The following is a 26480-nucleotide window of genomic DNA, read 5'->3' as shown; positions in this document are numbered from 1 at the left end:
GGGTCACGGTTCGGGACAGACATGGGTCAATCGACATACGACTACATCATCGTGGGTGCCGGCTCGGCCGGCAGCGTGCTGGCCAACCGGCTGAGCGAGGACGCCGAAGTGCGGGTGTTGCTGCTCGAAGCCGGTTCAATGGACCACAACCTGTTCATCCACATGCCGTCGGGGTTTGCCTACCCGATGGCCAGCCCGCGCTACGCCTGGCTGTACGAGTCGGAACCCGAGCCCTTCATGGACAACCGGCGCATCCACTGCCCGCGTGGCAAGGTGATCGGAGGTTCCTCGTCGATCAACGGCATGGTGTACATCCGCGGGCACGCGCTCGACTACGAGGGCTGGGCCAGCCGCTTTGGTCTGGACGACTGGACCTATGCGCACTGCCTGCCGTATTTCCGCAAGTCGGAGACGCGCGCCAAGGGCGGTGACGACTACCGCGGCGACAGCGGCCCGCTGCACGTGAGTACCGGCGCCTGCAACAACCCGCTCTACAACGCGTTCATCGAGGCCGGCCAGCAGGCCGGCTACGCGCGCACCGACGACATGAACGGCTACCGGCAGGAAGGCTTCGGCCCGATGGACATGACGGTGCACAAGGGCCGGCGCTGGAGCACGGCGATGGCCTACCTGCGGCCGGCGCTCAAGCGCCCGAATCTGGTCCTGCGCACCAGTGCCCTGACCACGCGCGTGCTGTTCGAGCGGTCGGAGTCGCCCCGAGCCGTGGGTGTCGAGGTGATTCACCACGGGGTTCGGATGCAGATGCGTGCTTCCCGCGAGGTGATCCTGTGCGGCGGCGCGATCAATTCGCCGCAGCTGCTGCAGCTCTCCGGTGTGGGCAACCCGGCGCTGCTGGAGCCGCTGGGCGTTCCGGTGGTGGCCGCGCGCAAGGGCGTGGGCGAAAACCTGCAGGACCACCTGGAAACCTATGTGCAGTACGCCTGCAAAGAGCCGATCACGCTGTACTCGGCGGTCAACCCGCTCGTCAAAGCGAAGATCGGCCTGGAATGGATGCTGTTCCAGACCGGCCTGGGCGCGACCAACCATTTCGAGTCCGGCGGTTTCATCCGCAGCGAGGAGGGCGTCCAGCACCCCGACCTGCAATACCACTTCCTGCCCATGGCGGTGCGCTACGACGGCAACGCTCCCGCCACCGGCCACGGCTTCCAGGCCCATGTGGGTCCAATGCGCCCGACCAGCCGCGGGCATGTGCGCATCCGCAGCAGCAAGCCCACCGATGCGCCGCAGATCGTCTTCAACTACCTGAGTACCGAGCAGGACCGCAAGGAGTTCCGGGCCGCGATCCGGCTCACGCGCGAGGTGTTCGCGCAGAAGGCCTTCGACCGGTTCCGGGGCGAGGAACTCTCGCCGGGTCCGGCGGTGCAGACCGACGCACAGATCGACGCCCACATCCGCGCCCAGGCCGAGACCGCCTACCACCCATCGTGCAGCTGCCGCATGGGACACGACGAGATGGCGGTGGTGGACGGCGCGGGCCGGGTGCACGGCGTGCAGAACCTGCGAGTGGTCGACGCGTCCATCATGCCGGCTGTGGTCAGCGGCAACCTGAACGTGCCGACCATCATGATGGCCGAGAAGCTGGCCGATGCGATCCGGGGTCGCGAGCCGTTGCCGCCCTCGACAGCGCCGTTCTTTGTGCATCCTGCTTTCGAGACGCAGCAACGATGAACGATGAGGCGTTCGACTACATCGTGGTCGGGGCCGGATCGGCGGGTTGTGTGCTGGCCGACCGGCTCAGCGCCGACGGGCGCCACAGCGTGCTGGTGCTCGAAGCCGGTGGCAGTGACCGCCGGCTCTGGGTGCAGGTGCCGATCGGCTACGGCAATACCTTCTACGACCCTGCTGTGAACTGGAAGTTCGAGGCCCAGCCGGAGCCCGGCATGAAGGACCGCCGCATCTACTTTCCGCGCGGCAAGGTGCTGGGTGGTTCCAGCTCGATCAACGCCATGGTGTACTGCCGGGGCCTGCCGGGCGACTTCGACGACTGGGCAGCGATGGGCAATGCCGGCTGGTCGTGGGCCGATGTGAGACCGGTCTACGAGAGCTTCGAGCAGCCGGTGAATCCGCAGGGCCGGCCTGGCGGATCGGCGGACAAACCCCTGTTCGTCAGCGACGTGCGGCATGAGCTACACCCGCTGGAGCACCACTACTTCAAGGCTGCCGAGGAAACCGGACTGCCGTTCACCGACGACTTCAACGGTCCGCAGCCAGAAGGGGTAGGGCGCTACCGCATCAACACCCGGCGCGGCCTGCGCTGGTCGGCCGCCGATGCATTTCTGCGCCCGGCGCTGCGCCGGCCGAAGGTCCAGCTGCGCACCGGGGCGATGGTGCAGCGGGTGCTGTTCGAGGGCCGCCGCGCCACGGGCATCACCTACTTGCAGAACGGCCAGTCGCACACCGCCAGTGCCCGGCGCGCCGTGGTGGTCAGCGCCGGCGCAGTGCAGAGCCCGCAGCTGCTGCAGGTCTCGGGTGTCGGTCCGGGCGCGCTGCTGCAGCAGCACGGCATTGCGGTGGTGCTTGACCAGCCGCAGGTCGGCCAGAACCTGCAGGACCACCTGGCGATGAGCTATTCCTACGAGTCCCACCTGCCGACGCTGAACAACCAGCTCGGCTCGCTGTGGGGGCGCCTGGGGATGGGCATGCGTTTCGTGTTCGGCCGCAGCGGCCCGCTGTCCATCAGCGTGAACCAGTGCGGCGGCTTTGTGCGCTCCGAGCCCGGTCAGCCGCAGGCCGACCTGCAGCTCTACTGCAACCCCATCACCTACCAGCTCAAGCCGGGTGCGACCGGCACCCGGATCGTGCCGGACCCGTTTGCCGGCTTCATCCTGTGCTTTCAGCCTACGCGCCCGGAGAGCCGTGGCCAGATTCAGATCGCCGGCCCCGACATGGCGATGCCGCCGCTGATCCAGCCGCGCTACCTCTCGCACCCTGACGACATCGCGGTCGCGGTGCGCGGCGCGCGGTTGATCCGGCGGCTGGAGCAGTCGCCGGCGATGCGATCCACGATCAAGGGCCCGGTCGGACCGGCGCTGGCCGGCATGGACGATGCAGCCATGGCGGAGGACTTTCGCAGCCGCGCCAGCACCTGCTACCACCCGGTGGGCACCTGCACCATGGGTCCCGACCCCGCCACCTCGGTGGTCGGCCCGGATCTCAAGGTGCACGGCCTGGACGGCCTCTATGTGGTGGATGCGTCGGTCTTTCCCACAGTCACCTCGGGCAACACCCACGCACCGACCACCATGGTGGCGCACAAGGGCGCCGCGTCCATCCTCGCCGCCACCGGCCTTTGAGCACCCCAAAGGAAAGCGCATGAAGCTCGAATCGATCAAGACCTTTGTCGTCGGCAACCCGCCACCGGGTTTCGGCGGTCGCTATTTCGTGTTCGTCAAGCTGCGTACCCAGTGCGGCATCGAGGGCGTGGGCGAAATCTACGCCGCCACCTTCAACCCGCACCTGATGGCCAAGATGGCCGAAGACTTGTTCGCGCGCGTGTTCGCCGGCAAGAGCCCGATGCAGGTCGAGACTCTGTTCCGCCTGACCCACGGCGAGGGCTTCACCCTGCGACCGGACGTGAGCGTGATGGGCGTCTTCAGCGCGCTGGAAATGGCGTGCTGGGACATCACCGGCAAGGCCTTGAACCAGCCCGTCTACAACCTGCTCGGCGGCCTGGTGAACCCGCGCCTGCGCAGCTACACCTACCTCTATCCCGACGCACACGAGGACGACAGTTTCTACGACGACCCGGACCGCAGCGCCGAGCGCGCGCTGCGCTATGTCGAAGAGGGTTTCACGGCGGTCAAGCTCGACCCGGTGGGCGGCTATTCGTGTTTCGACCCGCGCCAGCCGACGCTGGAGCGCATGGCGCTGTCGGTGCGCTTCTGCAAGCAGATCCGCGAAGCGGTGGGCACGCGGGCCGACATCCTGTTCGGCACCCACGGCCAGTTCACGGTCTCTGGCGCCAAGCGCCTGGCGCAACAGCTGGAGCCGTACGCCCCGCTGTGGTTCGAAGAACCCACGCCGCCCGAGATGCCGGAGCAGATGGCCGAGGTGGCGCGTGCCACCAGCATCCCGGTCGCCACCGGCGAGCGCCTGTGCACCAAGTACGAGTTCGCCCGGGTGCTGCAGACCGGTGCTGCCACCATTCTGCAGCCCAACCTGGGACGGGTCGGCGGCATTCTTGAAGCCAAGAAGATCGCAGCGCTGGCGGAGGTGCACTACGCCCAGATCGCACCACACCTGTATTGCGGCCCCATCGTCGCCGCCGCCAACATCCAGCTCGCCGCCTGCATCCCCAACTTCCTGATCCTGGAGAGCATCCAGCAGTTCGGCGGCTTTCATGCCCAGCTGCTGAACAAGCCCATCCAGTGGGAAGGCGGCTATGTGATCCCGAGCAAAGAGCCCGGCCTGGGTGTCGAGCTGAACGAGGCGGTGGCGCTGGCGCACCCCTACGAGGGCACGGCCCTGCACCTGGGCATGGCACAGCACCCGCTGGGTTATTTCTGATCACTTCGCTGCCAGGCCCACACACGATGAACACCTACGCCAACCTGATCAGCAACCAGTGGGTACCCAACCCGTCGGCGCCTGCGATCGCCGTGCACAACCCGGCCAGCGGTGCCGTCATCGGCGAGGTCAGCAGCGCCAGCACCGAGCAGGTGTTGCAGGCGGTCGATGCGGCCAGCCGGGCGCAGCGTGGCTGGGGCACGCTGCCGGCCATCGAGCGCGGGCAGCACCTGCGCCGGCTGGCCGACGCCCTCGTGGCGCGCAAGGGCGCCATCGGCGCCGCGCTGGCGCTGGAGTCGGGCAAGAGCCTTGAAGACAGCGAAAACGAGGCGGTGTACGCGGCCGAGGTCACGCAGTACCACGCCGAATGGGCACGGCGCATCGAAGGCGAGATCATCCCCAGCGACAGCCCCGACGAAAACCTGATGCTGCACCGCGTGCCCATCGGTGTGGTGGCCTGCCTGATTCCGTTCAACTACCCGGTCTACACCCTGCTGCGAAAGATCGCCCCGGCGCTGATCGCCGGCAACACCGTGGTGGTGCGTCCCAGCAACCAGACGCCCTGCAGCGCGTTCGAGATCGCACAGGCCGTGCTTGATGCGGGCCTGCCGCCGGGGGTGGTGAACATCATGGCCATGGGCCACGACCAGGCCGAAGCCATGTGCACCCATGAGCGCGTGGGCATGATCACACTCACCGGTGGTGTGGCCGCCGGGCGCCGGGTGCTGGACTATTCAAAGGCCAACATTGCCCGGGTGTCGCTGGAGCTGGGCGGCAAGAGCCCGGCCATCGTCGCGGCCGACGCCGATCTGGAAAAGGCCGCCAACGACATCGTGCGCTCCAAGACCACCCACTGCGGCCAGCTGTGCACCGCGATCGAGCGCGTGTATGTGGTGGCGGAGAAGCATGACGCACTGCTGGCCCTGCTCCGACAGAAGATGCTGGCGCGTGGTTTCGGCGACCGCGCGGTCGACCCGAGTCGCATGGGCCCGATGATCAGCGACGCCGCGCGCCAGGCGGTCCACGCGATGGTGCAGCGCGCGGTGGCCGAGGGCGCGCGCATCGAATGCGGTGGCCAGATGCCCGAAGGCCCTGGCCATTTCTACCCGCCGACCCTGTTGTCCGGCGTGCGGCAGGACCTGGAGATCGTTCGCGAGGAGATCTTCGGCCCTGTGCTCTGCGTACTGCCCTGCGACGACATGGCGCACGCGCTGGCGCTGGCCAACGACCACCAGTTTGGCCTGGCCTCGGTGCTCTACACCAACGACTACCGCGAGGTCATGCACTTTTCCAACGCCATCGAGGCCGGCGAGCTCTACATCAACCGCACCCCGGCCGACCCTTACCAGGGCTACCACGCGGGCTGGAAGCGCTCGGGCCTGGGCGGCGACGACGGCAAGCACGGCATGCTGGAGTTCACCCAGACACGGCTGGTGGTCATGCACCACGCCCGACCGTGACGGGCACCTTCGACAGATCCTCTCGCCGTTGAACGGCATCCTTTCTCAACCGGAGCATTCATATGGACAGCTTGCAGATTGAACATGGATCACCCCCCCGGGTCCTGTGGTTGAGCCAGGGGCCCGACGGCGAGACCCGCACGCCGCTGCCCGCGCTGTGGTTGCGCGCCCGCAGCCAGGTCAGCAGCGAGCGCGACGCCATGACGGGCCAGCGCCTGAACAACCCCCATCAGTTCGACGACAACCTCAGTCTCACGGCAGCCGCCTGGGGCGAGGATGCGTCGCACAGGCGCTGCCTGAACCTGAGCTTCAGCGACGGGTTCTCCGGGCCGTTCGATCCTGACGACTTGCTGGAAGGCACCCGCCTGTCCGAGGGCACGCCAAGCCCCAAAGCCTGGCGCAGCGACCTCAGCCCCAAGCCCGAATACCACTGGCCCGAGCTGGCCCGGGACGACCGGGTGTTGTACGCCGCGTTGCACGACTTCATCGTGTCCGGGGTGCTGCTGATCCACGACACGCCTCGGGAGCGTGACTCGGTGCTGTCGGTGGCTCGGCGCTTTGGCCATGTGCGCACCACCAATTTCGGTGCCTACTTCGAGGTCTACACCCGCCCGAAGGGCGAGGCCATCGACCTGTCCTACCAGTCGGTGGCCCTCGGCCCCCACACCGACAACCCCTACCGCGCGCCGGTGCCCGGCATCCAGCTGCTGCATTGCCTTCAGAACGAGACCAGCGGCGGCCTCTCCACGCTGGTCGACAGCCTCGCGGCCGTGGCGCAGTTGCGCACCGAAGACCCGCGCGGCTTCGAGCTGCTGGCGCAGGTGCCGGTGCGCTTTGAACACCGCGACGCCGAGACCGAGCTGGTGTCGATCTGCCCAGTGATCGAGACCAACGGCAGCGGCGAGATGGTGGGGGTGCACTACAGCCCGCGCCTGGACGACATTCCCGTGATGTCCGACGCCGACACGCGGGCCTACCAGCGTGCGCGCCGCCGACTGGGCGAGCTCTTCAATGACCCGGCGTTCGAGCTGCGCTTCCTGCTGGAGCCCGGGCAACTGATGATGTTCGACAACAACCGCGTGCTGCACGGCCGCACCAGCTACAACCCCGAAGAGGGCCACCGCCAGCTGCAAGGCTGCTACATCGACCGCGACGGTCCGCGCAGCAGCTACCGCGTCCTGAAGCGGCGCTTCGGACCTCTCCCGGGAGCCACGTCATGAAGCAGGTCGCCTTCACCCAGATGAAAGAAGGGACCCGCGAGGAGTACGAATTCCTGCGGGGGCTCGAACACCAGTACATCCGCTCGCTGCCGGAGCGCCTGCTGGAGGCACTGAAAGCGCTGGGGCATTCGCTGCAGGGGTATCAGGTCAGCCGGCTTGAGCATTCGCTGCAGAGCGCCACCCGCGCCGAGGCCGACGGGGCCGACATCGACACCATCGTCGCTGCGCTGGTGCACGACATCGGCGACGAGCTGGCGCCCGAAAACCACAGCCAGATGGCGGCGGCCATCCTGCGGCCGTATGTGCGCGCCGAGGTCACCTGGGTGGTCGAGATGCACGGGCTGTTCCAGATGCGCTACTACGCGCACCACTACGGCATGGACCCGGACGGCTACCTCCACCACAAGGACCATCCCTGGTTCGACAGCTGTGTGCGTTTCTGCGAGCGCTACGACCAGGCGGCATTCGATCCGGCTTACCCCACCCAGCCCCTGAGCCACTTCGAGCCGATGCTGCGCGAGGTGTTTTCGCGCAAGGCCTTCGATCCCGCAGTGCTGCAGGAACCCGCCACCCGCCGCTGAGCTCGCAGGAGGCACCATGCACGGCATCTTCCCCTCGGCCCGGCTCAAGCCCTCGCCGTACTACCAGGCCACGGTGGCTGACGGCGTGACCTCGTTCAGCGTCTACAACAACATGCTCATGCCCACCGGATACGGCGACCCGGAGCCCGAGTACTGGCGCATCATCAACGGCGTGAGCCAGTGGGACGTGGCCTGCGAGCGCCAGGTCCAGCTGCTGGGTCCCGATGCCGGAAAGCTGGCGCAGATCCTCAGCCCGCGAGACCTCTCAAACTGCAAAGTCGGACAGGGCAAGTACATCCCGATGTGCGACCACGACGGGGTGCTGATCAACGACCCCATCCTGCTCAAGCTGTCCGACGACCGTTACTGGTTCTCGATTGCCGACAGCAACATCTGGTTCTGGGCCTCGGCCATCGCGGCCGAGCGCGGGCTGCGGGTCGAGGTGAGCGAGCCCGACGTGTCACCGCTGGCGATCCAGGGCCCCAAGGCCGAGGCGCTGGCGGTCTCGCTGTTCGGCGACTGGGTCAAAGACCTCAAATACTTCTGGTTCAGGGAAACCAGCCTTCTGGGCATCCCGATGGTGGTGGCGCGCTCGGGCTGGTCCAAGCAGGGCGGCTTCGAGCTGTACCTGATGGACGGCTCGCGGGGCACCGAACTCTGGCACATCGTCAGGGAAGCGGGCAAGCCCTGGGACATCGGCCCGGGCAATCCCAACCTCCACGAGCGCGTCGAAAGCGGGCTGGTGTCCTACGGTGGCGACACCGACCGGCAGACCAACCCCTACGAGGTGCGGCTGGGCAAATACATCGACCTGCATGTGGCCGACGACGTGATCGGCATCCAGGCCCTGCGCCGCATCCACGCCGAAGGCCCGAAGCGCCACCAGCTGGGTGTGAAGCTCAAGGGCGAGCAGCCCGACCCGTTCGGCTTTTCGTGGGAGCCCGTGTTCCAGGGCGGCAAGAAGGTCGGCGATCTCACCAATTCGGCGTGGTCCTACCGCCTGAAGCAGAACATCGGTTTCACGCTGATCTCTGTCGGCGCCCGGCCAGGCGACACCGTGGAGGTGCAGCGCGCGTCCGGCAGGGTGCATGGGACCCTGTGCGAGCTGCCGTTCATCTGAGCCAATCTGGTGCCCTGATTCAGGGTCGGCCACGGGTTGTGCATCGGACTGGCGGTTTAAAGAAACTCGGCGTCGCTTCAGGAACAGTGGCACAAAAAATGCAGGGTTTCTCAGGGGTGCCGATTCGACATGGTCCGGCGCATCATCTTCGGGTCCAACGTCGGCTTGTGACTGGCGTTGAAATCCTCATCTTTTCATCAGGAGTTTCCATGCGCACCTTCTCTCGCCTGTCGCTTCGCAACGCCTCGCTTTCGCTGGGCATGTCTGCGGCCCTGCTGTCCACCGGGGCCCAGGCGGCCGAGCCGGCGAGCTGCCAGACCGTGCGTTTCGCCGATGTCGGCTGGACCGACATCACCTCGACGACAGCCGTGGTCTCCGAAGTCCTCAAGGGTCTGGGCTACAAGCCGACCACGCAGGTGCTGTCGGTGCCGGTCACCTACAGCAGCATGAAGGGCAAGAAGATCGACGTGTTCCTGGGCAACTGGATGCCCTCGATGGAAGGGGACATCAAGCCCTATGCGGCCGACGGCTCGGTCGAGACGGTGATCCCCAACCTGGAAGGTGCCAAGTACACCCTGGCCGTTCCCGACTACGTGGCCGAGGCGGGGGTCAAGAGCTTTGCCGACATCGCCAAGAACGCCGACAAGTTCAAGAAGAGCATCTACGGCATTGAGCCCGGCAACGACGGCAACCGCCTGATCCTGGACATGATCAAGAAGAACGCCTTTGACCTCAAAGGCTTCAAGCTGGTGGAGTCCAGCGAAGCGGGCATGGTCTCGCAGGTCGTGCGCGCCACCGGCAAGAAGGAATGGATCGTCTTCCTGGGCTGGGCGCCGCATCCGATGAACAGCAAGATCAAGATGACCTACCTCAGCGGTGGCGACGACTTCTTCGGTCCGAACTATGGCGGCGCCACGGTTTACACCAACGTGCGCAAGGGCTACATGGCCGAGTGCGCCAACGTCGGTGCGCTGCTCAAGAACACCAAGTTCAGCCTGGAAATGGAGAACGGCATCATGTCCGCCATCCTGGACAAGAAACAGAAGCCCGAAGCGGCTGCGCAGGCATGGATGAAGGCCAACCCCTCGGTCTGGGGCGCCTGGCTCAACGGCGTCAAGACCTTTGACGGCAAGACGCCCGAAGTCGCGAAATTCACCAAGTAAATCCGATGCTGGATCTGGAGTGGGTTGCCGGCAACAAGCTGCCGCTGGGTGAGTACATCGCCTCCTTCGTGGAGGCGCTGACCACCCATGCGTCCGGGGTGTTCGAACTGATCTCGGAAGGTCTGGGCGCATTCATCACCAGCCTGACCCATCTGCTGATGTGGGTGCCTCCGCTGGTCCTGATCGTGTTGATCGCCGGGCTGGCCTACTTTCTCCAGCGCTCGATCAAGCTGGTGGTTTTCGTGGTGCTGGCGCTGCTGCTGGTGGTCAACCTCGGCTACTGGGAGGCGAGCATGGAGACGCTGTCTCTCGTGATCTGCGCGACCATCGTCTGCCTGCTGGTCGGTGTGCCGATCGGTATCGCCGCGGCTCATCGCCCCTGGCTGGAAGCGTCGCTGCGCCCGCTGCTCGACCTGATGCAGACGATACCGACCTTCGTCTACCTGATTCCCACGCTGATCCTGTTCGGCCTGGGGGTGGTGCCCGGTCTGATCTCCACCGTGATCTTCGCGCTGCCTGCGCCGATCCGCCTGACCACGCTGGGCATCGCGTCGGTGCCGAAGTCGCTGATCGAGGCGGGCGAATCGTTCGGCGCCACGCGATCTCAGCTGCTCTGGAAGGTGGAACTTCCGTACGCCTTGCCCACCATCATGGCCGGTGTCACGCAATGCATCATGCTGAGCCTGTCGATGGTGGTGATCGCGGCCCTGGTCGGTGCCGACGGACTGGGCAAGCCGGTGGTGCGTGCCCTCAACTCGGTCAACATCGCCGACGGATTCGAGGCAGGTCTGGCGATCGTGATCGTGGCGATCGTGCTGGACCGCCTCTGCAAACAGCGGCCCGCGCAAGGCCAGAAAAAGCCGAAATGACTTCAGCCCCGATCTGCGAGTTCCGCCACGTCGACATCGTCTTCGGCAGCCGGCCCGCCAAGGCGCTGGAACTGCTGGATGCGGGCAAGACCCGCCAAGAGATCCTGGACGCGACCGGCGCCATCCTGGGGGCCGCCGACTGCAACCTCGAAATTGCCGAGGGCGAGATTTCGGTGCTGATGGGGCTGTCGGGCTCGGGCAAGTCCACGCTGCTGCGCTGCCTCAATGGCCTGAACAAGGCCACCCGCGGTCAGGTGCTGATCCGGGACGACAAGGGCTCGGGCGGACAGGTGGACCTGACCACCTGCGACGCGCAGACCCTGCGCCGCCTGCGCACCTCGCGCGTGGCCATGGTGTTCCAGCAGTTCGCCCTGTTGCCCTGGCGGACCGTGGCCGAAAACGTCGGCCTCGGGCTGGAGCTTCGCGGCGTGGGCAAGGTCGAACGCGAGCGTGTGGTGGCCGAGAAGCTGGAACTGGTCGGTCTGGGGAAGTGGGCCGGCAAGTATGCCCACGAGCTCTCGGGCGGCATGCAGCAGCGGGTGGGGCTGGCGCGGGCCTTTGCCACCGACGCCGACATCCTGCTGATGGACGAACCTTTCTCGGCGCTGGACCCGCTGATCCGCGAGCACCTGCAGCAGGAACTGCTCCAGTTGCAGAAAACCCTGAAGAAGACCATCGTGTTCGTGAGCCACGACCTCGATGAAGCGATCAAGCTGGGCAACCACATCACCATCATGGACGCCGGCCGCATCGTGCAGTACGGCGAACCCGAACAGATCGTGCTCAACCCCACCAACGCCTATGTCCGGGATTTCGTGGCCCACATGAACCCGATCAAGGTGTTGCGCGGCGCATCCCTGATGACCCCGGCCGACAAGCTGGCGCAGCGCGACGGGGCGCTGCAGCTGGACTGGACCGGTCACCATTTGCTCGCGCTCGATCCGCAGGGCAGGCCGCAGCAGGCCCGGATCGAGAACACGCCCGCAGAGCTGGTGGCCTATGCGCCCGGGCTGGACATCGTGCAGGTCGGGCAGGCAGGCCGGGCCATGGTGATGGTGCAACCCGATCTTCTGATGGAGCGGATCATCGCCATCCGCCATGCCACCGGGCGTCCGGTGATCCTGTGCGACGGCGAGCGCTTTGCCGGCGTGGTGGGCGACGACGAGATCTACCGGGGCATGTTGCGTCCCAGCCTGCATGCCGTCTGACGGGCCGGTTGCAGAACCCCCCGTTCCCGCTACCATGCAGGCGGTTTACCTGACTGGTTACGGCGGACTGGACCGTCTGCGCGTGGTGAACGATGCGCCGGTGCCGGTCCCGGCGGTGGGTGAGGTGCTGGTCCGGGTGGGTGCCTGCGGCATCAACAACACCGATCTCTGGACCCGGGAGGGCGCGTACGGCGAAGGCGAACAGGCCGCCTGGATGGGGCAGGCCTTCACCTTTCCGCGCATTCAGGGGCTCGACGCGGTCGGTCAAATCGTCGCTGTCGGCGCCGACGCCGACCGGTATCGCCTCGGGCAGCGTGTGATGGTCAACTCCTGCCTGTATGCGGGCGGCGGGGATGGGCTGGAGGGCTTGCAGGTGGTGGGCAGCGAGCGCGACGGGGGCTTTGCGCAGTTTCTCTGCGTACCCGGCGAGAACGCGCTGGCCATCCGCAGCTCCTTCAGCGACGCCGAGCTGGCCACGTTCATGACGCCCTACATGACCGCCGAACACATGCTGCGGCGGGCTGGCGTCAGCGCTGGTGAACGGGTGCTGGTGACCGGCGCTTCGGGCGGCGTGGGGTCGGCGCTGGTGCAGCTGGCCCTGCTGCGCGGGGCCGAGGTGGTGGCCGTGTGCAGCCAGGCCAAGCTGTCCGCCGTCCGCGCGCTGGGCGCGCACACCGTGATCGCGCGGGAGCAGGGCGACTACAGGACATCGTTGATGGCGTTGGGTGTCATGCCGCCATTCGATGTGGTGGCCGACATCGTGGCTGGCGAGCAGGCGGCCCAGTGCCTCGACCTGCTGAGACACGGCGGGCGTTATGTCACGGCCGGGGCGGTGGCGGGGGCTATGGTTCGGGTGGACTGGCGCAGGCTCTATCTCAAGCAGCTGAGCCTGTTCGGTGTCACCATGGGCACGGCCGCCGACGCGCAGGTCATCGTGCAGCACATCGAAGCAGGGCGCCTGCGGCCCTTGCTGGCCGGCAGCTTCCCGCTGGAAGACATCGCCCGGGCGCAACAGGTCTTTGCGACACGGTCCCATGTGGGCAGTTTGGTCCTTCTGCCTCCGACCGGCTGAGCCCGCCGGGACGGTACCTCAGGCCAGCTGAAACCAGGCCGACTTGGTCTGCATGTACGCCAGCAGGCTGTCCTTGTGTTTGTCGCGCGAATTGCCGCTCTGTTTGTATCCGCCGAAGGGCTGGGTCATGTCGCCGTCGCCGAAGCAATTGACCCAGACCACGCCCGCCTGCAGCGCAGCGACCATGCGGTGGGCGGTCTTGAGGTCGGCGGTCCAGACCGAGGCCGCCAGGCCGTAGATGCTGCCGTTGGCGAGCGCAATGGCTTCGGCTTCGCTGTCGAACGCCTGTACCGAGGCCACCGGGCCGAAGGTCTCTTCCTGCACGATGGACATATCCTGCCGGACGTCGACGAACAGCGTCGGCGCGACGTACGCGCCGTCCTCCGAAGGCGCTGCGCCGGCCCCGCCACCCAGCGCGATGCGGGCGCCTTGCTGCTGCGCCAGCGCCACCCGTTTCAACACGTTCTGCTTCTGCGTCTGGCTGACCAGCGGGCCCATCGTGGTGGCCGGGTCGAGCGGATCGCTCATGCGGTAGAGGGCTTCGGTGCGCGCGGCAAACCGTTCGACAAAACGGTCGTGGAGGCTGCGGTGAACCAGCAGGCGAGAGCCCGCGTTGCAGACCTGGCCCGCGTTGTCGTAGATGCCGCCGATGGCGCGGTCGATGGCGGTGTCGAGGTCGTAGAGGTCGGGCATGAAGATCTGCGGGCTCTTGCCACCGGTCTCCAGCGCCACCCGCTTCATGTTGCTCTGGCCCGCATAAACCATCAGCAATTTGCCCACGGCGGTGGAGCCGGTGAAGGTGATTTTCTGCACGTCGGGGTGCAGCGCCAGCGCCTTGCCTGCCTCGGCCCCCAGGCCATTGACGACGTTGAACACGCCGGGCGGCCCGCCGGCTTCGACGAACAGCCGCGCCAGCTGCAGGCAGGTCAGCGGCGCCTGTTCGGCGGGTTTGAGCACCGCGCAGTTGCCGGCTGCCAGGATGGGCGCGAGCTTCCACACCGCCATCAGCATCGGATAGTTCCACGGCGTGATCGCGCCCACCACGCCCAGCGGTTCGTGGGTGATCAGGTGCAGGGCGGTGGCATCGGTGGCCGTGACGGCGCCTTCCACCTTGTCGATGCACTCGGCGAAGTAGCGGATGGTCTTGAGCACCTCGGGCAGGTCGTTGTTGAGCACGTCCGAGACCGGCTTGCCCATGTCCAGCGACTCCAGCACCGCGAGTTCGTTCGACTGCGCTTCGATCAGGTCGGCCCACTGCTGCAGCACCGCCATGCGCGCGCGTGGGGCCAGCCTGGCCCAGCGCCCGTCCTGCCACGCCGACATGCACGAGGCCACTGCGCGGTCCACATCCGCCGCCTGGCCCTGGGCCATGACGGCGATGACCTGGCCGTCGCGCGGGCTGGTGCAATCGAAGGTCTCGCCGCCGAGGGCGGGCACGAAGCGTCCCTCGATGAACAGGCCCGTGTCGGGCCTCAGTGAGGCGGACAGCGCTTCCCACTCCGCACGGGTCGACGGTGTCTTCATCGGGAAGTGCCCGGTTCCGCGACCAGCTCGGTCGGGTAGCCCGGGGCGCGCAGTTCCAGGCCGCAGGCGTTTTCGATCATGCGCACCACCTCGGGCGACTGGGCGTTGCCGCCCATGAGACCGCGCGCCCGGCGAAAGATCTGCTGCGCCATGCTGCCCAGCTCCAGCGGCACGCCGAGCTTCTCCGCGATGCCGTTGACCAGGCCCAGGTCCTTGCAGGCCAGGTCCATGGTGAACTTCACGTTGTAGCTGCCCGAGAGCACGAGCTTGGACTCGGTCTCGTGCACGAAGCTGTTGCCTGAGCTGGCCCGGATGGCGCGGTAGGTGGCGTCCGGGTCCACGCCGTACTTGGCCGGCAGCATCATCGCCTCGCCGGCGGCAATCAGGTGGATGAAGGCCAGCATGTTGGTCACCACCTTGACCACCGATGCGTTGCCCATCTTGCCCAGGTAGATGATCTCGCCGCCCATCGTGCCGAGGATGTCTTCGACGCCTTTGAACGTCGTCTCGTCACCACCGACCAGTACCGTGATCTCGCCCGAGTTGGCCAGGTGAACGCCGCCGGTGACCGGGCATTCGAGCACATGGATGCCCTTGCCACGGGCCACCTCCGAGAGGCGCAGCAGGTCTTCCATGTCGGTGGTGCTCATCTCGATCCAGGTGCCGCCCGGCCTGAGGTGTTCGAACACACCGCCCGGCCCTTCGACAACCTGGCGAGACACGGCGGGGGAGGGGAGCACGGTGATCACCACATCGGCGCCCTGACAGACATCGGCCGTGCTGCCCGCCCATTGCGCGCCCGCTTCCAGCAGGCGCTGGGCCAGCGCCTTGTTGAGGTCGTTCACGCGGACCGGATAGCCGGCCTTGACCAGGCTGTGGCACAGCCCTTCGCCGAGGCTGCCTAGTCCGATAAAGCCGATCGTTTTCTTGGGAGTCATTGGCCGGTTTCCTGATGGTGAAGAGGGTGTGCGCGGGAGCGGGCTGCTCAGAACAGCCCGGAGATCTTGCCGTCGTCGTCGATGTCGATGCGGATGGAAGCAGGTTCCTTGGGCAGGCCTGGCATGGTCATGATGTCGCCGCAGATCATCACGACGAACTCGGCGCCGGCGGCCAGCCGCACTTCGCGGATGTTCACCACATGCCCGGACGGTGCCCCACGGAGTTTCGGATCGGTGGAGAAGGAATACTGCGTCTTGGCCACACACACCGGATAGTGACCGAAGCCGTCGGCCTGCAGCTTGTGGATCTTGGCCCGCACGGCCGAATCGGCCGTGATATCGGACGCGCCGTACACACGGGTGGCGATGGCCTTCATCTTGTCCCAGAGCGTGTCCTGGTCTTCGTAGACGTAGCGCATGGTGGCGGTCCCGCTCTCGGCGAGCCTGACCACGACATGTGCCAGTTCTTCGGCGCCGGCTGAGCCCTCCGCCCAGTGCCGCGCCACCACCACCGGGACACCCTGGCGGTCCATGTGGCGGCGCAGCAGGTCCAGTTCATCCTGCGTGTCAGACGTGAAGTGGTTGATGGACACCACGCAGGGCAGGCCGTAACGGTTTCGCACGTTGTCGACGTGGCGTTCGAGGTTGGCCATGCCTTTTTCGAGCGCGGCAAGGTTGGGTGTGTTGAGGTCTTTGGGATCGACGCCGCCGTGGTGCTTGAGTGCACGCAAGGTGGCCACGACCACGGCGACGTCGGGCCGCAGTCCCGACTTGCGGCACTTGATGTCGATGAATTTCTCAGCCCCCAGGTCGGCGCCAAATCCGGCCTCGGTCACCACGTATTCGCCCAGCTTGAGCGCGGCCTTGGTGGCGGTGACGGTGTTGCAGCCGTGAGCGATGTTGGCAAAGGGGCCCCCGTGGATGATCGCGGGGTTGTTTTCCAGCGTCTGCACCAGGTTGGGCTTGATCGCGTCCTTGAGCAGGGCGGCCATGGCACCGTGCGCCTGCAGGTCGCGCGCTCGGATCGGCGCCTGCTCGCGGGTGTAACCGATGATGATGTTGCCCAGCCGCTCCTTGAGGTCCCTGCGCGACGTGGCCAGACAGAAAATGGCCATGACCTCGGAGGCCACCACGATGTCGAAGCCATCCTCCCGCGGGAAGCCGTTGCCGGGACCGCCGAGGGCGACCACCGTCGAGCGCAGCGCACGGTCGTTCATGTCCATCACCCGCCGCCAGACGATGCGGCGGCAGTCGAACCCCAGCGGATTACCGTGGTGGATGTGGTTGTCGATCAGAGCGGCCAACAGGTTGTGGGCCAGCGCGATGGCGTTGAAGTCGCCGGTGAAGTGCAGGTTGATGTCTTCCATCGGCACCACCTGGGCATAACCGCCACCGGCGGCGCCACCCTTCATGCCGAACACCGGGCCCAGCGAAGGCTCCCGCAGCGCGATCACGGTGCGCTTGCCGATGCGGTTGAGGGCATCACCGAGGCCCACGGTCGTCGTCGTCTTGCCTTCGCCCGCCGGCGTCGGGCTGATCGCGGTGACCAGCACCAGCTTGCCATAGGCACCGGGGTGCCGGTCGATCCAGCCGAGGTCGATCTTGGCCTTGTGGTGGCCATAGGGCTCCAGCGCTTCTGGGGGGATGCCCAGGCGCTCTTTCGCCATCGACATGACGGGCTGAAGGCGGGCAGCTTGCGCGATTTCGATGTCCGAGAGGGCCACGGTGTCTCCTGGTTCCGTTGGGGCGATGCTGTCTCCTCGCGCGATTCTGGATTTCGCCTGCGCATGCGGCTGTGTCAATTGCGCCGCCTGCTGTCCCGCCGACGCCCGGGGCCTGGTCGCCGCAGCGGCGTTTTCCCTCGGTGTTTCTCCGGGTGCGCGGTGGGATACTGGGATTCATGCGCCGACCGCTTCAGTCTCCCCGGGAACCCCTGCGCTGGCCACTGGCAGCGGATGTCCACGGGTTCGCGGTGCTGGCCGGCGTCGAGGCCGTGGTGCGGGGCACGGTGCTGGCGGTGTTTCCCTTGCTGATGTACCGCGCCTGGGGCGACGCGGCGCTGGTGTCCCAGTGGTACCTGAGCGTGGGGGTGGTGTCGCTCCTGACGGCCTTGCTCGTGCCCTTGCTGGGCCGGTACCTGCGGCGCCGCCGGGTCTATTTCGTGTCGGTGTCGATGTACCTGATGGGGGCAGCCCTGGGCGCCTGGGGTGGCAAGCTGACGACGCTGGCCCTGCTGTGTCATTCGATCGGTGCCGCTTCGTCGTTCGTCTGCTTCAACGCCTACGTGCTGGAGCATGTGGACAAGGCCGACTTCGGGCGCCTGGAGTCGCTGCGAATGTTTTATGGCGGCCTGGGCTGGACCCTCGGTCCCTTGCTGGGTGTCTGGTCCCTGAAGCTGTGGCAGGGCGCGCCGTTCGCGGTGGTGGCGATGGGTGCGATGGCGATGCTGACCCTGATCCGCGTCATGCGGCTGGGCGATCTGCGAACGCATTCGGTTGCCCGGCACCGGCCGGCGTCACACAACCCGCTGGCGATCCTGCGGCGCTTCTTCGCCCAACCCCGTCTGGTCGCCGGGTGGTTCTTTGCGCTGATGCGCTCGTGTGGCTGGTGGGTCTACTTCGTCTACGTGGGCATCTACGCGGTACAGAACGGGCTGGGTGACCAGGTGGGCGGGGTTGCCACGTCGGTGGCCAACGCCGGTCTGTTCCTGGCGCCCCTGATGCTGCGCTGGATCCAGCGCCATTCGGTGCGCCGCTCCCTGCGCGGCGCCTTTCTGCTGGGCGGGGCATGTTTCCTCACCGCGGCTGCGCTCTCCTCATGGCCGTGGCCGACGGTCCTGGTGCTCATACTCGGCACCCTGTGCCTGGTGCTGCTGGACGTGTGTGCGGGCCTGCCGTTCATGATGGCGGTCAAACCGTCGCAACGCACCGAGATGTCCGCCGTCTACTCCAGCTTTCGCGATTTCTCGGGCATCCTGTCGCCGGCCCTGGCGTGGGTGGTGCTCCAGTTTTCGCCGGTGGCGGGTGTGTTTGCGATGGCGGGCGTGTGTCTGCTGGCCGGCTGGGTGGTGGCGGGCTACCTGCATCCACAGCTGGGAGTGCCCGGGGCCCTTCGCCCGCGGGGTCAGGGCGAGCGGCTGGAAACGGCGGGTCGGCGTTGAGCGGCCGTGGCAGCTTCTGGCTGGGCGTGGCCATGCTGCTGATGGCGGCACTGTCCTGGAGCACCGCTGGCCTGTTCCCGCGGCTGGTCAGCACCGACATGCCCACCACGCTGTTCTGGCGTTCGCTGCTGGGTGGGCTGACGGTGCTGGGTCTGAGCCTGGTGCTGGACCGGCGCCCGAACCGGTCCGGCTTCTGGCGCCTCACCGGGCCGGAGTGGGCGTTTTCATTCCTCACCGCCCTCGCGATGATCAGCTTCGTTTCGGCCTTCTATTTCGCTTCGGTGGCCGACGTGACCTTCATCTACGGCGCTTTTCCCATCATCACGCTGGTGCTCTCGGCCTGGCTGCTGCACACGGGAATAGCGCGCATGGATGTGGTGTGCGCGGTCAGCGTGGCGCTGGGCGTGGTGCTGATCCTGCAAGGTCAGCCTTCGCTGCAGAGTGCTCTCGGTTCGCTGTTGAGCTTCGTGGCCGTCGTGATGTTTGCGCTGGAGACCGTGGGCGCCAAACGCTTCCCGCAAATCGACATGGTCAAGGTGACCTACAGCGGCGCGTTCCTGGCCGCGCTCATGGTGTTGCCGTTCGCCCGCTTCTCGGGAACCAGCGCCCAGGACCTGTCCTGGCTCTGGCTGTACGGCTTCCTGAACATTGGCGTGGGCTTCGGCCTCTTTCTGCTGGGTGTGCGCCGTGTCAGGACCGTGCTGGCCTCGCTCATCTGCATGGTCGAGATCCCGCTGGCGCCCATGTGGGCCTTTGCCCTGTTCGGTGAGACCGTGAGCCGCCAGAGCCTGGTGGGCGGCGCGGTGATTCTGGTGTCGGTGCTGGTCAATCTGGCCTGGACGGCCTGGCGCCGCGCACCGGCGCTCCCGGTCGTGAGCTGAGAGCCACTGCCCCCTACTGCAGGCGGCGAGCGATCGTTTCCTCGAACTGCTTGCTGAACACCAGCTGCCCGTCCTCGAAGGCGTCGACCTTGCCCCACACCTTCCACTGGGTGGCGCTGGCGCTGAGGCGACCGTAGGTTTCGGTTCGCGTGTCCCATGCGCCGCGGCGGCGCGACTCGGTCCAGTGGGTTTCCATCACGGCGGACAACGGGTCGTCCGGCAGGATGCGGTAGCGCTCGCGTCCGACCGAATGCAGCAGCAGCCCATGCGGCAGCAGTTCCTGTTCGCCGAAGTCGTCGACGATCTCCAGCCGGGTCTCGCCGCTGACCGGGTCCACGGTCTTCTCGCGGCGGTGCCAGCCTTCCCGGATCTCCTTCATCGCCACCGGCGGCGCCGCTTCCGGCGCTGGCCAGCTCAGCGGCGGTCCATCGTGCGAGCTGTCTCGCACCGGCACCTGGATGCTGGAGGCACCGGCAAACACGGTGAGCGTCACCGGCTCGGGTGCCGGCCACATGAGCGGGAAATAGCTGGTCGAGATCGACACCCGCAGGCGGTGGCCGCGCGGCACGCGCCAGGCGATGTCGTCGAGCTTGATCCGCATTCGGTAGCGCTGACCGGGCACCAGGGCCGATGGCGTTTCGCGCGACTCGCGCATGCACAGGTTCTGCAGGTGGTAGGTGATGCGCGACACCTCGCCTGAAGGCCAGACGTCGTTGAGCCGCACGGCAATGTGGGCCACCGGCCGGTCCACCGAGAAACACAGGTCCAGCATCGGCTGGCCTGCCACGTCCAGGTCTTCCAGCAGCACCGGCGAATCGAAGCAGAGCGACTCGGCATCGTCGCCGCGCTGGTCGCCGGGGAACTCGGGGCCTAGCCAGATGATGCAGTACTCCCCGCCGTCAAAACCGGTGGTCTGCTTCGAGCACACGGTCAGCGCCTGTTCGGTGGCGGGTTCGTCGCCCATGACCCGTGACGGGTTGAGGTACCAGCGCGTGTGCCCCATGCGCCCCTGGCCCCAGGCCGCCTCACCGGCCCAGCGACCGTCGATGTGATCGGGGAAGCTGCCCGGCGGGTAGGCGTCCATGATGTAGAAGCGGTGGTCCGGCTCGTCCATGATGCCGGAGTCCAGGCCCTTCAGGTGCTGGTCCCACCAGCGCAGCATCTCCTGGAGAAAACCGATGCGCGGTCCCGGCACGGCGAAGTGCGGGTACTTGTGCGCCCAGGGGCCGATGATGGCCTTGCGCGGGCAGCGCAGTTGCTTCATCAGCCGGGGCACTGCGTTGGAATACGCGTCGTTCCAGCCGCCCACGGCCAGCACCGGCGCCTCGATCGCCGACCAGTCTTCACACACCGAGCCGTGTCGCCAGTAGGCGTCTCGGTGCGGGTGCCTGAGCCAGTCGATGAGCAGGAAGGGTTCGTGGGCCAGGCGGTCGAGCCACATCTCGCGCCAGCGCTCGCCGACGATCATCGGATCGGGCGGGCGCGACGAGTAGGCCAGCATGGTCGCGGCCCAGCCCAGGTTCTCGTTGAGCAGCGTGCCGCCCTTGTAGTGGATGTCGTCCTCGTAGCGGTCGTCGGTGGAGCACAGCGTCACGATCGCGGCGAGCGCGGGCGGCCGCAGGGCGGCCACCTGCAGGGCGTTGAAGCCGCCCCAGGAAATGCCGAACATCCCTACCTTGCCGGTGCACCAGGGCTGGCCGGCCAGCCAGGCGATCACGTCGACCGCGTCGTCCAGTTCCTGCTGCGTGTATTCGTCGGCCATCAGGCCGTCGCTGTCGCCGTTGCCGCGCATGTCGACCCGCACACAGGCGTAGCCGTGGCCTGCCAGATAGGGGTGCGTCAGTGCATCGCGCACCACCGTGCCGTCGCGCTTGCGGTAGGGGAGGTACTCCAGCAGGGCCGGCACCGGCTGCGCATCGGCATCGATCGGTAACCACATGCGCACCGCCAGCCGCGTGCCGTCGGGCAAGACAATGAACAGGTTCTCGACCTCGCGGACCTGGCGCGGAAACCGGTGCACGGTCTGGATGGATGTGGGTCCCATGGCGTCCTCGTGTGTTGGTACCGACTGAAGTTGACCCATCTGTGGACGGGTACCAGTTTGTTTCTCAGGCCGAACTGCCTTGCTGCGCCAAGGCACATTCCTGCAAGATCCAGCTGCGAAAACGGTGCAGAGCCTCGCTGTTGCGGCGGCTGTTGGGCTCGACCAGAAAATAACCGCAGGCCGTGCGCTGTGGGACCGGAACCGCTTGGACCAGTTGGCCGCCGCGCACCAGCTCATCCACCAGTGGGACCCAGCCCAGCGCCACGCCTTGCCCCGCCAGCGCCGCCTGAATGACCAGGGGGTAGTTGTTGAGCGTGAGGTCGTGCCCGGTGCCGTCACTGTGCAGGCCATGCGCGGCCAACCAGCCCTCCCATTGCAGCCAGCGCTGGGGGTCGGTGCTCTCCAGGTGAAGCAGTGGCAGCGTGCGCAAATCAGCCACCTGGCCGCTGAGGCCATGCCGGTCAAAAAAGGCGGGGCTGCACACCGGCACCACAATTTCAGGGAACAAAAGGGTGGCGCTGCAGCCGGGCCACAGCCCCTCGCCAAACGCCACCGCCATGTCGACCGGTTCGCCGCGGATATCGAACTGGTTTTGGCTGGTGACGATGCGCACATCCAGTTCCGGCACCAGCTCGCGCAAAACGGCGAGTCGCGGCATCAGCCAGTAGGTGGCAAAGCCAAAGTCGGTGGCAACGGTCAGCACCTGGCGCTCGCGCCGGGCCCGTATCTTGGCGGCGGCCTCGCCAATGCTGCTAAGACCTTCTCGCACGGCGGTCACCAGTTGCAGTCCCTCCTGGGTCAGTGAAACGCCGCGGTGCTCTCGCTTGAAAAGCGGAGGGCCCAGGTCGTCTTCGAGCAAGCCGATGCGCTGGCTGACTGCTGACTGGCTGGTGCCCAGTTCGTGGGCGGCGGCGGTAAAGCTCAGGTGACGAGCCGCAGCTTCAAAAACCACCAGGCTCTGCAGAGGGGGGAGGCGATGCATGTCTGGCATTAGTAATGTTTATGCCAGTATAAGGATGGAACGTCTTCACGTGCGGGTTGGCCATGCATAGACTGAAACCGTTGCACACCGTCCATCGGTGTCTAAGCCTCTGTTTACAACGGTACTTTGAACGTGACCCAACCCAATATCCTGATCCTGATGGCCGACCAGCTGGCGGCCACTGCACTGGCTGCTTATGGCAACACGGTGAGCAAAACGCCCACCATGGATGCGCTGGCAGCTGGCGGCGTGGTGTTTGAGTCGGCCTACACCAACAGCCCCTTGTGCGCGCCCTCACGCTATGTGCTCATGTCGGGCAAGTTGCCATCGGCCATTGGTGCGTACGACAACGCGGCCGAGATGCCGTCCGAAGTGCTGACCTTTGCCCATCACCTGCGCCACGCGGGCTACCACACCGTGCTGTCGGGCAAGATGCACTTTTGTGGTGCTGACCAGACCCACGGTTTCGAAGAACGGCTGACCACCGACATCTACCCCGCCGACTTCGGCTGGACACCCGACTGGGAGCACCCCGAGGTTCGGCCCAGCTGGTACCACAACATGGGCTCGGTGCTGGACGCAGGCCTGTGCGTGCGCACGAACCAGCTGGACTTTGACGACGAGGTCGTTTTCCTCGCGCAGCAAAAGCTGTTTGACATCGCTCGCGATGAGGACAAGCGCCCGTTCTGCATGGTGGTCTCCATGACCCACCCGCACGACCCCTATGCCATTCCACGCGAGTACTGGGACCGCTACCGCCATGAAGACATTGACATGCCACAGGTGCGGGACGACATGGTGCCGCGCGATCCGCATACCCTGCGCCTGCGCCACGTCAGCGACATGGACCGAACGCCGGTCAGCGACGCCCAGGTGCGCAACGCCCGCCATGCCTACTACGGCGCGGTGTCCTATGTCGACGACCAGATGGGTCGAGTTCTGAAGACGCTGGAGCAAACCGGACAGGCGGACAACACCATCATCGTGGTGCTGGCCGATCACGGCGATATGTTGGGCGAGCGCGGCCTTTGGTACAAGATGAACTTCTTCGAGAACGCCAGCCGCATACCCCTGATCGTGCACGCACCCCAGCGATTTCAGCCTGCTCGGGTGGCGGCGAGTGTGTCGTCGGTCGACCTCTTGCCGACCCTGATGGACCTGGCATTTGACGGCGCGGCGCCCACACCACCCGAGCCGCTGGACGGTCGCAGCCTGTGGCCGCACCTGACGGGCGCAGGCGGTCATGACGAAGTCGTCGGCGAGTACCTGGGAGAGGGCGCGATTGCGGCGCTGGTGATGCTGCGCCGCGGCGGTCTCAAGTTTGTGCATTCACCGGTGGACCCCGACCAGTTGTACGACCTGCAGGCGGACCCGCTGGAGCTGAACAACCTGGCCGCAGACCCCGCCCACGCCGCTGTGGTTCAGGCCTTCCGTGCCGAGGTCGCCCAGCGTTGGAACATGCCCGAACTCACCGCGAGGGTGATCGGCAGCCAGAAGCGGCGCCGCTTCCACTATGCGGCCCAGAGTCAGGGCACCGCCCAGCCCTGGGACCATCAGCCGTTCCAGCCGGCCAGCCAGCGCTACATGCGCAACCACATTGACCTCGACGCGCTGGAGGCCCGTGCCCGCTTTCCCATCGTCCGTTCTGCCTAAGTCCCTGTTTCGCGATGGTTTCCCAAGGCTGAGCCCATCCTCATCAGTGCGATGTCACTGGGCGCGTCAGGCTCCAGACGTCTACTTCGCTGCGGAGCCAGGCCACGGTGCGCGCGCCGAGGCGAACCGGGCAGGGGAACTGTTGTTGCGCAATGAGTTTGTAAACCGTGGATCGTCCCAAGCCGTCATCTGCGTGAGCGATGGCATGCGCAGAAGCACGGTCTGTACCTGATCAGGTGTGTTGATTGATGCGGTGGGTGTCTGTTGCACGGCATTCTCCCGGTGGAGGGATGTAGGCAACTGTAGGGCGGGTAGGCACCTTGGTCATGCTGGATTCGCGGCCAAATCTTGCGTGCAGCCATCGTTCAGTCAGAACAGGGCCCTGGCCGGTGAGGTCACTACAGCTTGGGCTGGTCGGTGTTGCCTGCCGATGCCATGCTGCGCTGATGCACCAATTCGTTCGAGATCTTCTGGTCCGTGTTCATCAGACCAGAAACTGGCACCAGCCCAACCCAGAAAGCAAAAAAGTCAGCAGGCGCTAACCTGCTGACTCTTGATTTACTTGGCTCCCCGACCTGGACTCGAACCAGGGACCTGCGGATTAACAGTCCCTGGGGGTGGGACTTTCTGGGATTTCCTGATACAACTTGCCATCCCTAAAGCCTTTACAAATCAACAACTTGTGTCCAAAGTGGTTTCAGGCCGTCCCAGGCCATCCCAGCCCAAACTGGCACCAGACTGGCACCAGAACAACTGCGGACTATGGCAAAAGATCAACTTTCGGCAGCGGCGGCGGCCATCCAATCGCTCGATGGTAGCGGCTTTGTGACCCTGCACAGCCGCCTAGATCGGGGTGGTGCGCTGCAGGCTCGCAAGCTGGCCAACGGCGCGGTCCAGCTCTACTGGCGGTATTCGTACGCCGGCAAAACCAGCCGCGAACCTATCGGCGTCTACGACCCGACGGCGCCGCCCAAGAAGCTGCAGCCGACCGTGCGTGGCTACGGCATTGTTGCTGCGCTGGAGAAGTGCAGGGCGCTGGCCGAGGTGCACGTCGGGCACGCCGACACAGGAGGCTTGCAGGAGGCCAAGGCTGAGAAGCGCAAGGCGTTTCTGACCAAGAAGGCGGAGGAGACCGAGAAATCCACGCGCACCCTTGAGAAGCTGCTCGATACCTATGTGGAATATCTGAAGACGCAGGGTCGGCGCAGCCATGTGGATGCGCAAGGGATTTTTCAGAAGCATGTCAAGGAAGCGTGGCCGGCGGTGACCAAAGCGCCAGCGGTGGACCTCACGCCCGACCAGGTACTTGACATGTTGCGACGGCTTATCGAGAGCGGCAAGGGGCGTACCGCGAATAAGCTGCGCTCTTACCTACGAGCTGCCTATCAGTGCGCACTGGACGTGCGGACCTTGGCTGCGATTCCAGTGGCCTTCAAAACCTTTGCCGTGGTGTTCAACCCCGCAGCGCAGACACGACGTTCCCCTCAGTTCGACCGTGCCGACAAGCGACCGTTGTCTCTGGCAGAAATGAAGGCGTACTGGAATCTGATTGTTGACCGCCCAGGCATCGAAGCAGCAGCACTGAGGCTGCACCTGCTGACCGGTGGACAGCGCATTGAGCAGTTCATCCGTCTGAGGTGGGAGGATGTTGGAGACGACGCCATCACACTCTATGACGGCAAAGGCCGGCCCAGCCAGGGGCCGCGCCCGCATCAGGTGCCTTTGGTATCCCTCGCTGCCACCGAACTGAAGCGATTTGAGCGTGAAGGGGAGTATGTGTTTTCCACCACAAGGGGAAAGAAACCCATCAGCGCCCGCACGCTGACGGGGTGGGCACATGGCATTGTCGGTTCAGACATTGAAGGGTTTCAGGTGAAGCGAATCCGCTCGGGCATAGAGACCTTGCTGGCCCGGGAGGGCGTCAGCCGCGAGGTTCGTGGGCATTTGCAGTCACATGGACTGACAGGGGTTCAAGCCAGACACTACGATGGGCACGACTACATGCCCGAGAAGCGAATAGCTCTAGAAGCAATTGTCGAGACGGTCGACGTCCGTTGACAACTGCCGTTGCTCGGCCC

At 66.0% G+C, this 26480-nt stretch carries 21 protein-coding genes; 15 read left to right on the top strand and 6 right to left on the bottom strand.

Annotated features, from left to right (window positions below; genetic code table 11):
• The first annotated feature begins 21 nt into the window (after nucleotides 1–21).
• The 11 genes from betA (at nucleotide 22) to ACLIJ1_RS06210 (ending at nucleotide 13220) form a co-directional block, all read left to right on the top strand.
• The gene (betA, locus tag ACLIJ1_RS06260; RefSeq protein WP_411364608.1) at nucleotides 22–1689 is read left to right on the top strand and encodes a choline dehydrogenase; all 1668 of its coding nucleotides are present in this window, start codon (nucleotides 22–24) and stop codon (nucleotides 1687–1689) included.
• Complete coding sequence (locus ACLIJ1_RS06255; RefSeq protein ID WP_411364607.1) at nucleotides 1686–3314, top strand: GMC family oxidoreductase; 1629 nt, start codon at nucleotides 1686–1688, stop codon at nucleotides 3312–3314. The genes betA and ACLIJ1_RS06255 overlap by 4 nt, the downstream gene beginning before the upstream one ends.
• 19 nt (nucleotides 3315–3333) lie before the next feature.
• Complete coding sequence (locus ACLIJ1_RS06250) at nucleotides 3334–4527, top strand: mandelate racemase/muconate lactonizing enzyme family protein (RefSeq protein ID WP_411364606.1); 1194 nt, start codon at nucleotides 3334–3336, stop codon at nucleotides 4525–4527.
• 26 nt (nucleotides 4528–4553) lie between these two features.
• On the top strand, nucleotides 4554–5987 hold the full coding sequence (locus ACLIJ1_RS06245) for an aldehyde dehydrogenase family protein (protein WP_411364605.1): 1434 nt from the start codon (nucleotides 4554–4556) through the stop codon (nucleotides 5985–5987).
• A gap of 62 nt (nucleotides 5988–6049) precedes the next feature.
• Nucleotides 6050–7207 carry a TauD/TfdA family dioxygenase gene (locus ACLIJ1_RS06240; RefSeq protein ID WP_411364604.1) on the top strand — a complete coding sequence of 386 codons (1158 nt, stop codon included), beginning with the start codon at nucleotides 6050–6052 and terminating at the stop codon, nucleotides 7205–7207.
• The gene (locus ACLIJ1_RS06235; protein ID WP_411364603.1) at nucleotides 7204–7788 is read left to right on the top strand and encodes an HD domain-containing protein; all 585 of its coding nucleotides are present in this window, start codon (nucleotides 7204–7206) and stop codon (nucleotides 7786–7788) included. Before ACLIJ1_RS06240 ends, ACLIJ1_RS06235 begins: the two co-directional genes overlap by 4 nt.
• A gap of 16 nt (nucleotides 7789–7804) precedes the next feature.
• Complete coding sequence (locus ACLIJ1_RS06230) at nucleotides 7805–8908, top strand: glycine cleavage T C-terminal barrel domain-containing protein (RefSeq protein ID WP_411364602.1); 1104 nt, start codon at nucleotides 7805–7807, stop codon at nucleotides 8906–8908.
• 209 nt (nucleotides 8909–9117) lie between these two features.
• Complete coding sequence (locus ACLIJ1_RS06225) at nucleotides 9118–10071, top strand: choline ABC transporter substrate-binding protein (RefSeq protein WP_411364601.1); 954 nt, start codon at nucleotides 9118–9120, stop codon at nucleotides 10069–10071.
• A gap of 5 nt (nucleotides 10072–10076) precedes the next feature.
• A complete protein-coding gene (gene choW / locus ACLIJ1_RS06220) occupies nucleotides 10077–10940 on the top strand; it encodes a choline ABC transporter permease subunit (RefSeq protein WP_411364600.1) in 864 nt (287 codons plus the stop codon).
• Nucleotides 10937–12148, top strand: coding sequence for a choline ABC transporter ATP-binding protein (gene choV / locus ACLIJ1_RS06215; protein ID WP_411364599.1), 1212 nt, complete (start codon nucleotides 10937–10939; stop codon nucleotides 12146–12148). The genes choW and choV overlap by 4 nt, the downstream gene beginning before the upstream one ends.
• 34 nt (nucleotides 12149–12182) lie before the next feature.
• On the top strand, nucleotides 12183–13220 hold the full coding sequence (locus ACLIJ1_RS06210; protein WP_411364598.1) for a zinc-binding dehydrogenase: 1038 nt from the start codon (nucleotides 12183–12185) through the stop codon (nucleotides 13218–13220).
• A gap of 18 nt (nucleotides 13221–13238) precedes the next feature.
• Here ACLIJ1_RS06210 and ACLIJ1_RS06205 read toward each other — a convergent pair whose 3' ends face one another.
• Genes ACLIJ1_RS06205 through ACLIJ1_RS06195 form a run of 3 tightly spaced genes read right to left on the bottom strand, consistent with a single transcriptional unit; the run spans nucleotide 13239 to nucleotide 17406 of the window.
• Nucleotides 13239–14744 (bottom strand): aldehyde dehydrogenase family protein, encoded by a 1506-nt coding sequence (locus tag ACLIJ1_RS06205; protein WP_411364597.1) that lies wholly within the window; start codon nucleotides 14742–14744, stop codon nucleotides 13239–13241.
• Nucleotides 14741–15682: an NAD(P)-dependent oxidoreductase gene (locus tag ACLIJ1_RS06200; RefSeq protein ID WP_411364596.1), complete on the bottom strand. Its 942-nt coding sequence runs from the start codon at nucleotides 15680–15682 to the stop codon at nucleotides 14741–14743. The genes ACLIJ1_RS06205 and ACLIJ1_RS06200 overlap by 4 nt, the downstream gene beginning before the upstream one ends.
• A 47-nt stretch (nucleotides 15683–15729) precedes the next feature.
• Entirely contained in the window at nucleotides 15730–17406 is a 1677-nt protein-coding gene (locus ACLIJ1_RS06195) for a formate--tetrahydrofolate ligase (protein WP_411364595.1), read from the bottom strand.
• A 176-nt stretch (nucleotides 17407–17582) separates the two neighbouring features.
• Here ACLIJ1_RS06195 and ACLIJ1_RS06190 point away from each other — a divergent pair, with 176 nt between their 5' ends.
• Both ACLIJ1_RS06190 and ACLIJ1_RS06185 read left to right on the top strand, forming a co-directional pair.
• A complete protein-coding gene (locus tag ACLIJ1_RS06190; RefSeq protein ID WP_411364594.1) occupies nucleotides 17583–18842 on the top strand; it encodes an MFS transporter in 1260 nt (419 codons plus the stop codon).
• Nucleotides 18839–19723: a DMT family transporter gene (locus ACLIJ1_RS06185; RefSeq protein WP_411364593.1), complete on the top strand. Its 885-nt coding sequence runs from the start codon at nucleotides 18839–18841 to the stop codon at nucleotides 19721–19723. Before ACLIJ1_RS06190 ends, ACLIJ1_RS06185 begins: the two co-directional genes overlap by 4 nt.
• A 13-nt stretch (nucleotides 19724–19736) precedes the next feature.
• Here the strand turns inward: ACLIJ1_RS06185 and ACLIJ1_RS06180 are convergent, their stop codons facing one another.
• The gene (locus ACLIJ1_RS06180; protein WP_411364592.1) at nucleotides 19737–21767 is read right to left on the bottom strand and encodes a CocE/NonD family hydrolase; all 2031 of its coding nucleotides are present in this window, start codon (nucleotides 21765–21767) and stop codon (nucleotides 19737–19739) included.
• A gap of 64 nt (nucleotides 21768–21831) precedes the next feature.
• Nucleotides 21832–22758 (bottom strand): choline sulfate utilization transcriptional regulator, encoded by a 927-nt coding sequence (locus ACLIJ1_RS06175; RefSeq protein WP_411364591.1) that lies wholly within the window; start codon nucleotides 22756–22758, stop codon nucleotides 21832–21834.
• Between the two features lie 117 nt (nucleotides 22759–22875).
• Between ACLIJ1_RS06175 and betC the strand changes: the two genes are divergently transcribed.
• Nucleotides 22876–24402 carry a choline-sulfatase gene (gene betC / locus ACLIJ1_RS06170; RefSeq protein ID WP_411364590.1) on the top strand — a complete coding sequence of 509 codons (1527 nt, stop codon included), beginning with the start codon at nucleotides 22876–22878 and terminating at the stop codon, nucleotides 24400–24402.
• Nucleotides 24403–24445: 43 nt separating this feature from the next.
• Here betC and ACLIJ1_RS06165 read toward each other — a convergent pair whose 3' ends face one another.
• Nucleotides 24446–24583 (bottom strand): helix-turn-helix transcriptional regulator, encoded by a 138-nt coding sequence (locus ACLIJ1_RS06165; RefSeq protein WP_411364589.1) that lies wholly within the window; start codon nucleotides 24581–24583, stop codon nucleotides 24446–24448.
• A gap of 581 nt (nucleotides 24584–25164) precedes the next feature.
• On the opposite strand from ACLIJ1_RS06165, the gene ACLIJ1_RS06160 reads away from it, so the two are divergent.
• A complete protein-coding gene (locus tag ACLIJ1_RS06160; protein ID WP_411364588.1) occupies nucleotides 25165–26460 on the top strand; it encodes a tyrosine-type recombinase/integrase in 1296 nt (431 codons plus the stop codon).
• The last annotated feature ends 20 nt before the right edge of the window (nucleotides 26461–26480 follow it).

Source organism: Hydrogenophaga sp. RWCD_12 (assembly GCF_046604225.1).
Taxonomy (GTDB): Bacteria; Pseudomonadota; Gammaproteobacteria; order Burkholderiales; family Burkholderiaceae_C; genus Hydrogenophaga.
Note: the sequence above shows the minus strand (reverse complement) of the source record. Positions and strands in the feature narration are given on the sequence as shown.

Bases quoted from the DNA above. Each gene is read 5' to 3' on its own strand.
- ACLIJ1_RS06175 (WP_411364591.1), bottom strand. From the start codon at position 22,758: ATGCCAGACATGCATCGCCTCCCCCCTCTGCAGAGCCTGGTGGTTTTT.
- ACLIJ1_RS06160 (WP_411364588.1), top strand. From the start codon at position 25,165: ATGGCAAAAGATCAACTTTCGGCAGCGGCGGCGGCCATCCAATCGCTC.
- ACLIJ1_RS06230 (WP_411364602.1), top strand. From the start codon at position 7,805: ATGCACGGCATCTTCCCCTCGGCCCGGCTCAAGCCCTCGCCGTACTAC.
- ACLIJ1_RS06235 (WP_411364603.1), top strand. From the start codon at position 7,204: ATGAAGCAGGTCGCCTTCACCCAGATGAAAGAAGGGACCCGCGAGGAG.
- ACLIJ1_RS06245 (WP_411364605.1), top strand. From the start codon at position 4,554: ATGAACACCTACGCCAACCTGATCAGCAACCAGTGGGTACCCAACCCG.
- ACLIJ1_RS06210 (WP_411364598.1), top strand. From the start codon at position 12,183: ATGCAGGCGGTTTACCTGACTGGTTACGGCGGACTGGACCGTCTGCGC.
- ACLIJ1_RS06205 (WP_411364597.1), bottom strand. From the start codon at position 14,744: ATGAAGACACCGTCGACCCGTGCGGAGTGGGAAGCGCTGTCCGCCTCA.
- betA (WP_411364608.1), top strand. From the start codon at position 22: ATGGGTCAATCGACATACGACTACATCATCGTGGGTGCCGGCTCGGCC.
- choW (WP_411364600.1), top strand. From the start codon at position 10,077: ATGCTGGATCTGGAGTGGGTTGCCGGCAACAAGCTGCCGCTGGGTGAG.
- ACLIJ1_RS06200 (WP_411364596.1), bottom strand. From the start codon at position 15,682: ATGACTCCCAAGAAAACGATCGGCTTTATCGGACTAGGCAGCCTCGGC.
- ACLIJ1_RS06255 (WP_411364607.1), top strand. From the start codon at position 1,686: ATGAACGATGAGGCGTTCGACTACATCGTGGTCGGGGCCGGATCGGCG.
- ACLIJ1_RS06240 (WP_411364604.1), top strand. From the start codon at position 6,050: ATGGACAGCTTGCAGATTGAACATGGATCACCCCCCCGGGTCCTGTGG.
- ACLIJ1_RS06190 (WP_411364594.1), top strand. From the start codon at position 17,583: ATGCGCCGACCGCTTCAGTCTCCCCGGGAACCCCTGCGCTGGCCACTG.
- ACLIJ1_RS06180 (WP_411364592.1), bottom strand. From the start codon at position 21,767: ATGGGACCCACATCCATCCAGACCGTGCACCGGTTTCCGCGCCAGGTC.
- ACLIJ1_RS06250 (WP_411364606.1), top strand. From the start codon at position 3,334: ATGAAGCTCGAATCGATCAAGACCTTTGTCGTCGGCAACCCGCCACCG.
- ACLIJ1_RS06225 (WP_411364601.1), top strand. From the start codon at position 9,118: ATGCGCACCTTCTCTCGCCTGTCGCTTCGCAACGCCTCGCTTTCGCTG.
- choV (WP_411364599.1), top strand. From the start codon at position 10,937: ATGACTTCAGCCCCGATCTGCGAGTTCCGCCACGTCGACATCGTCTTC.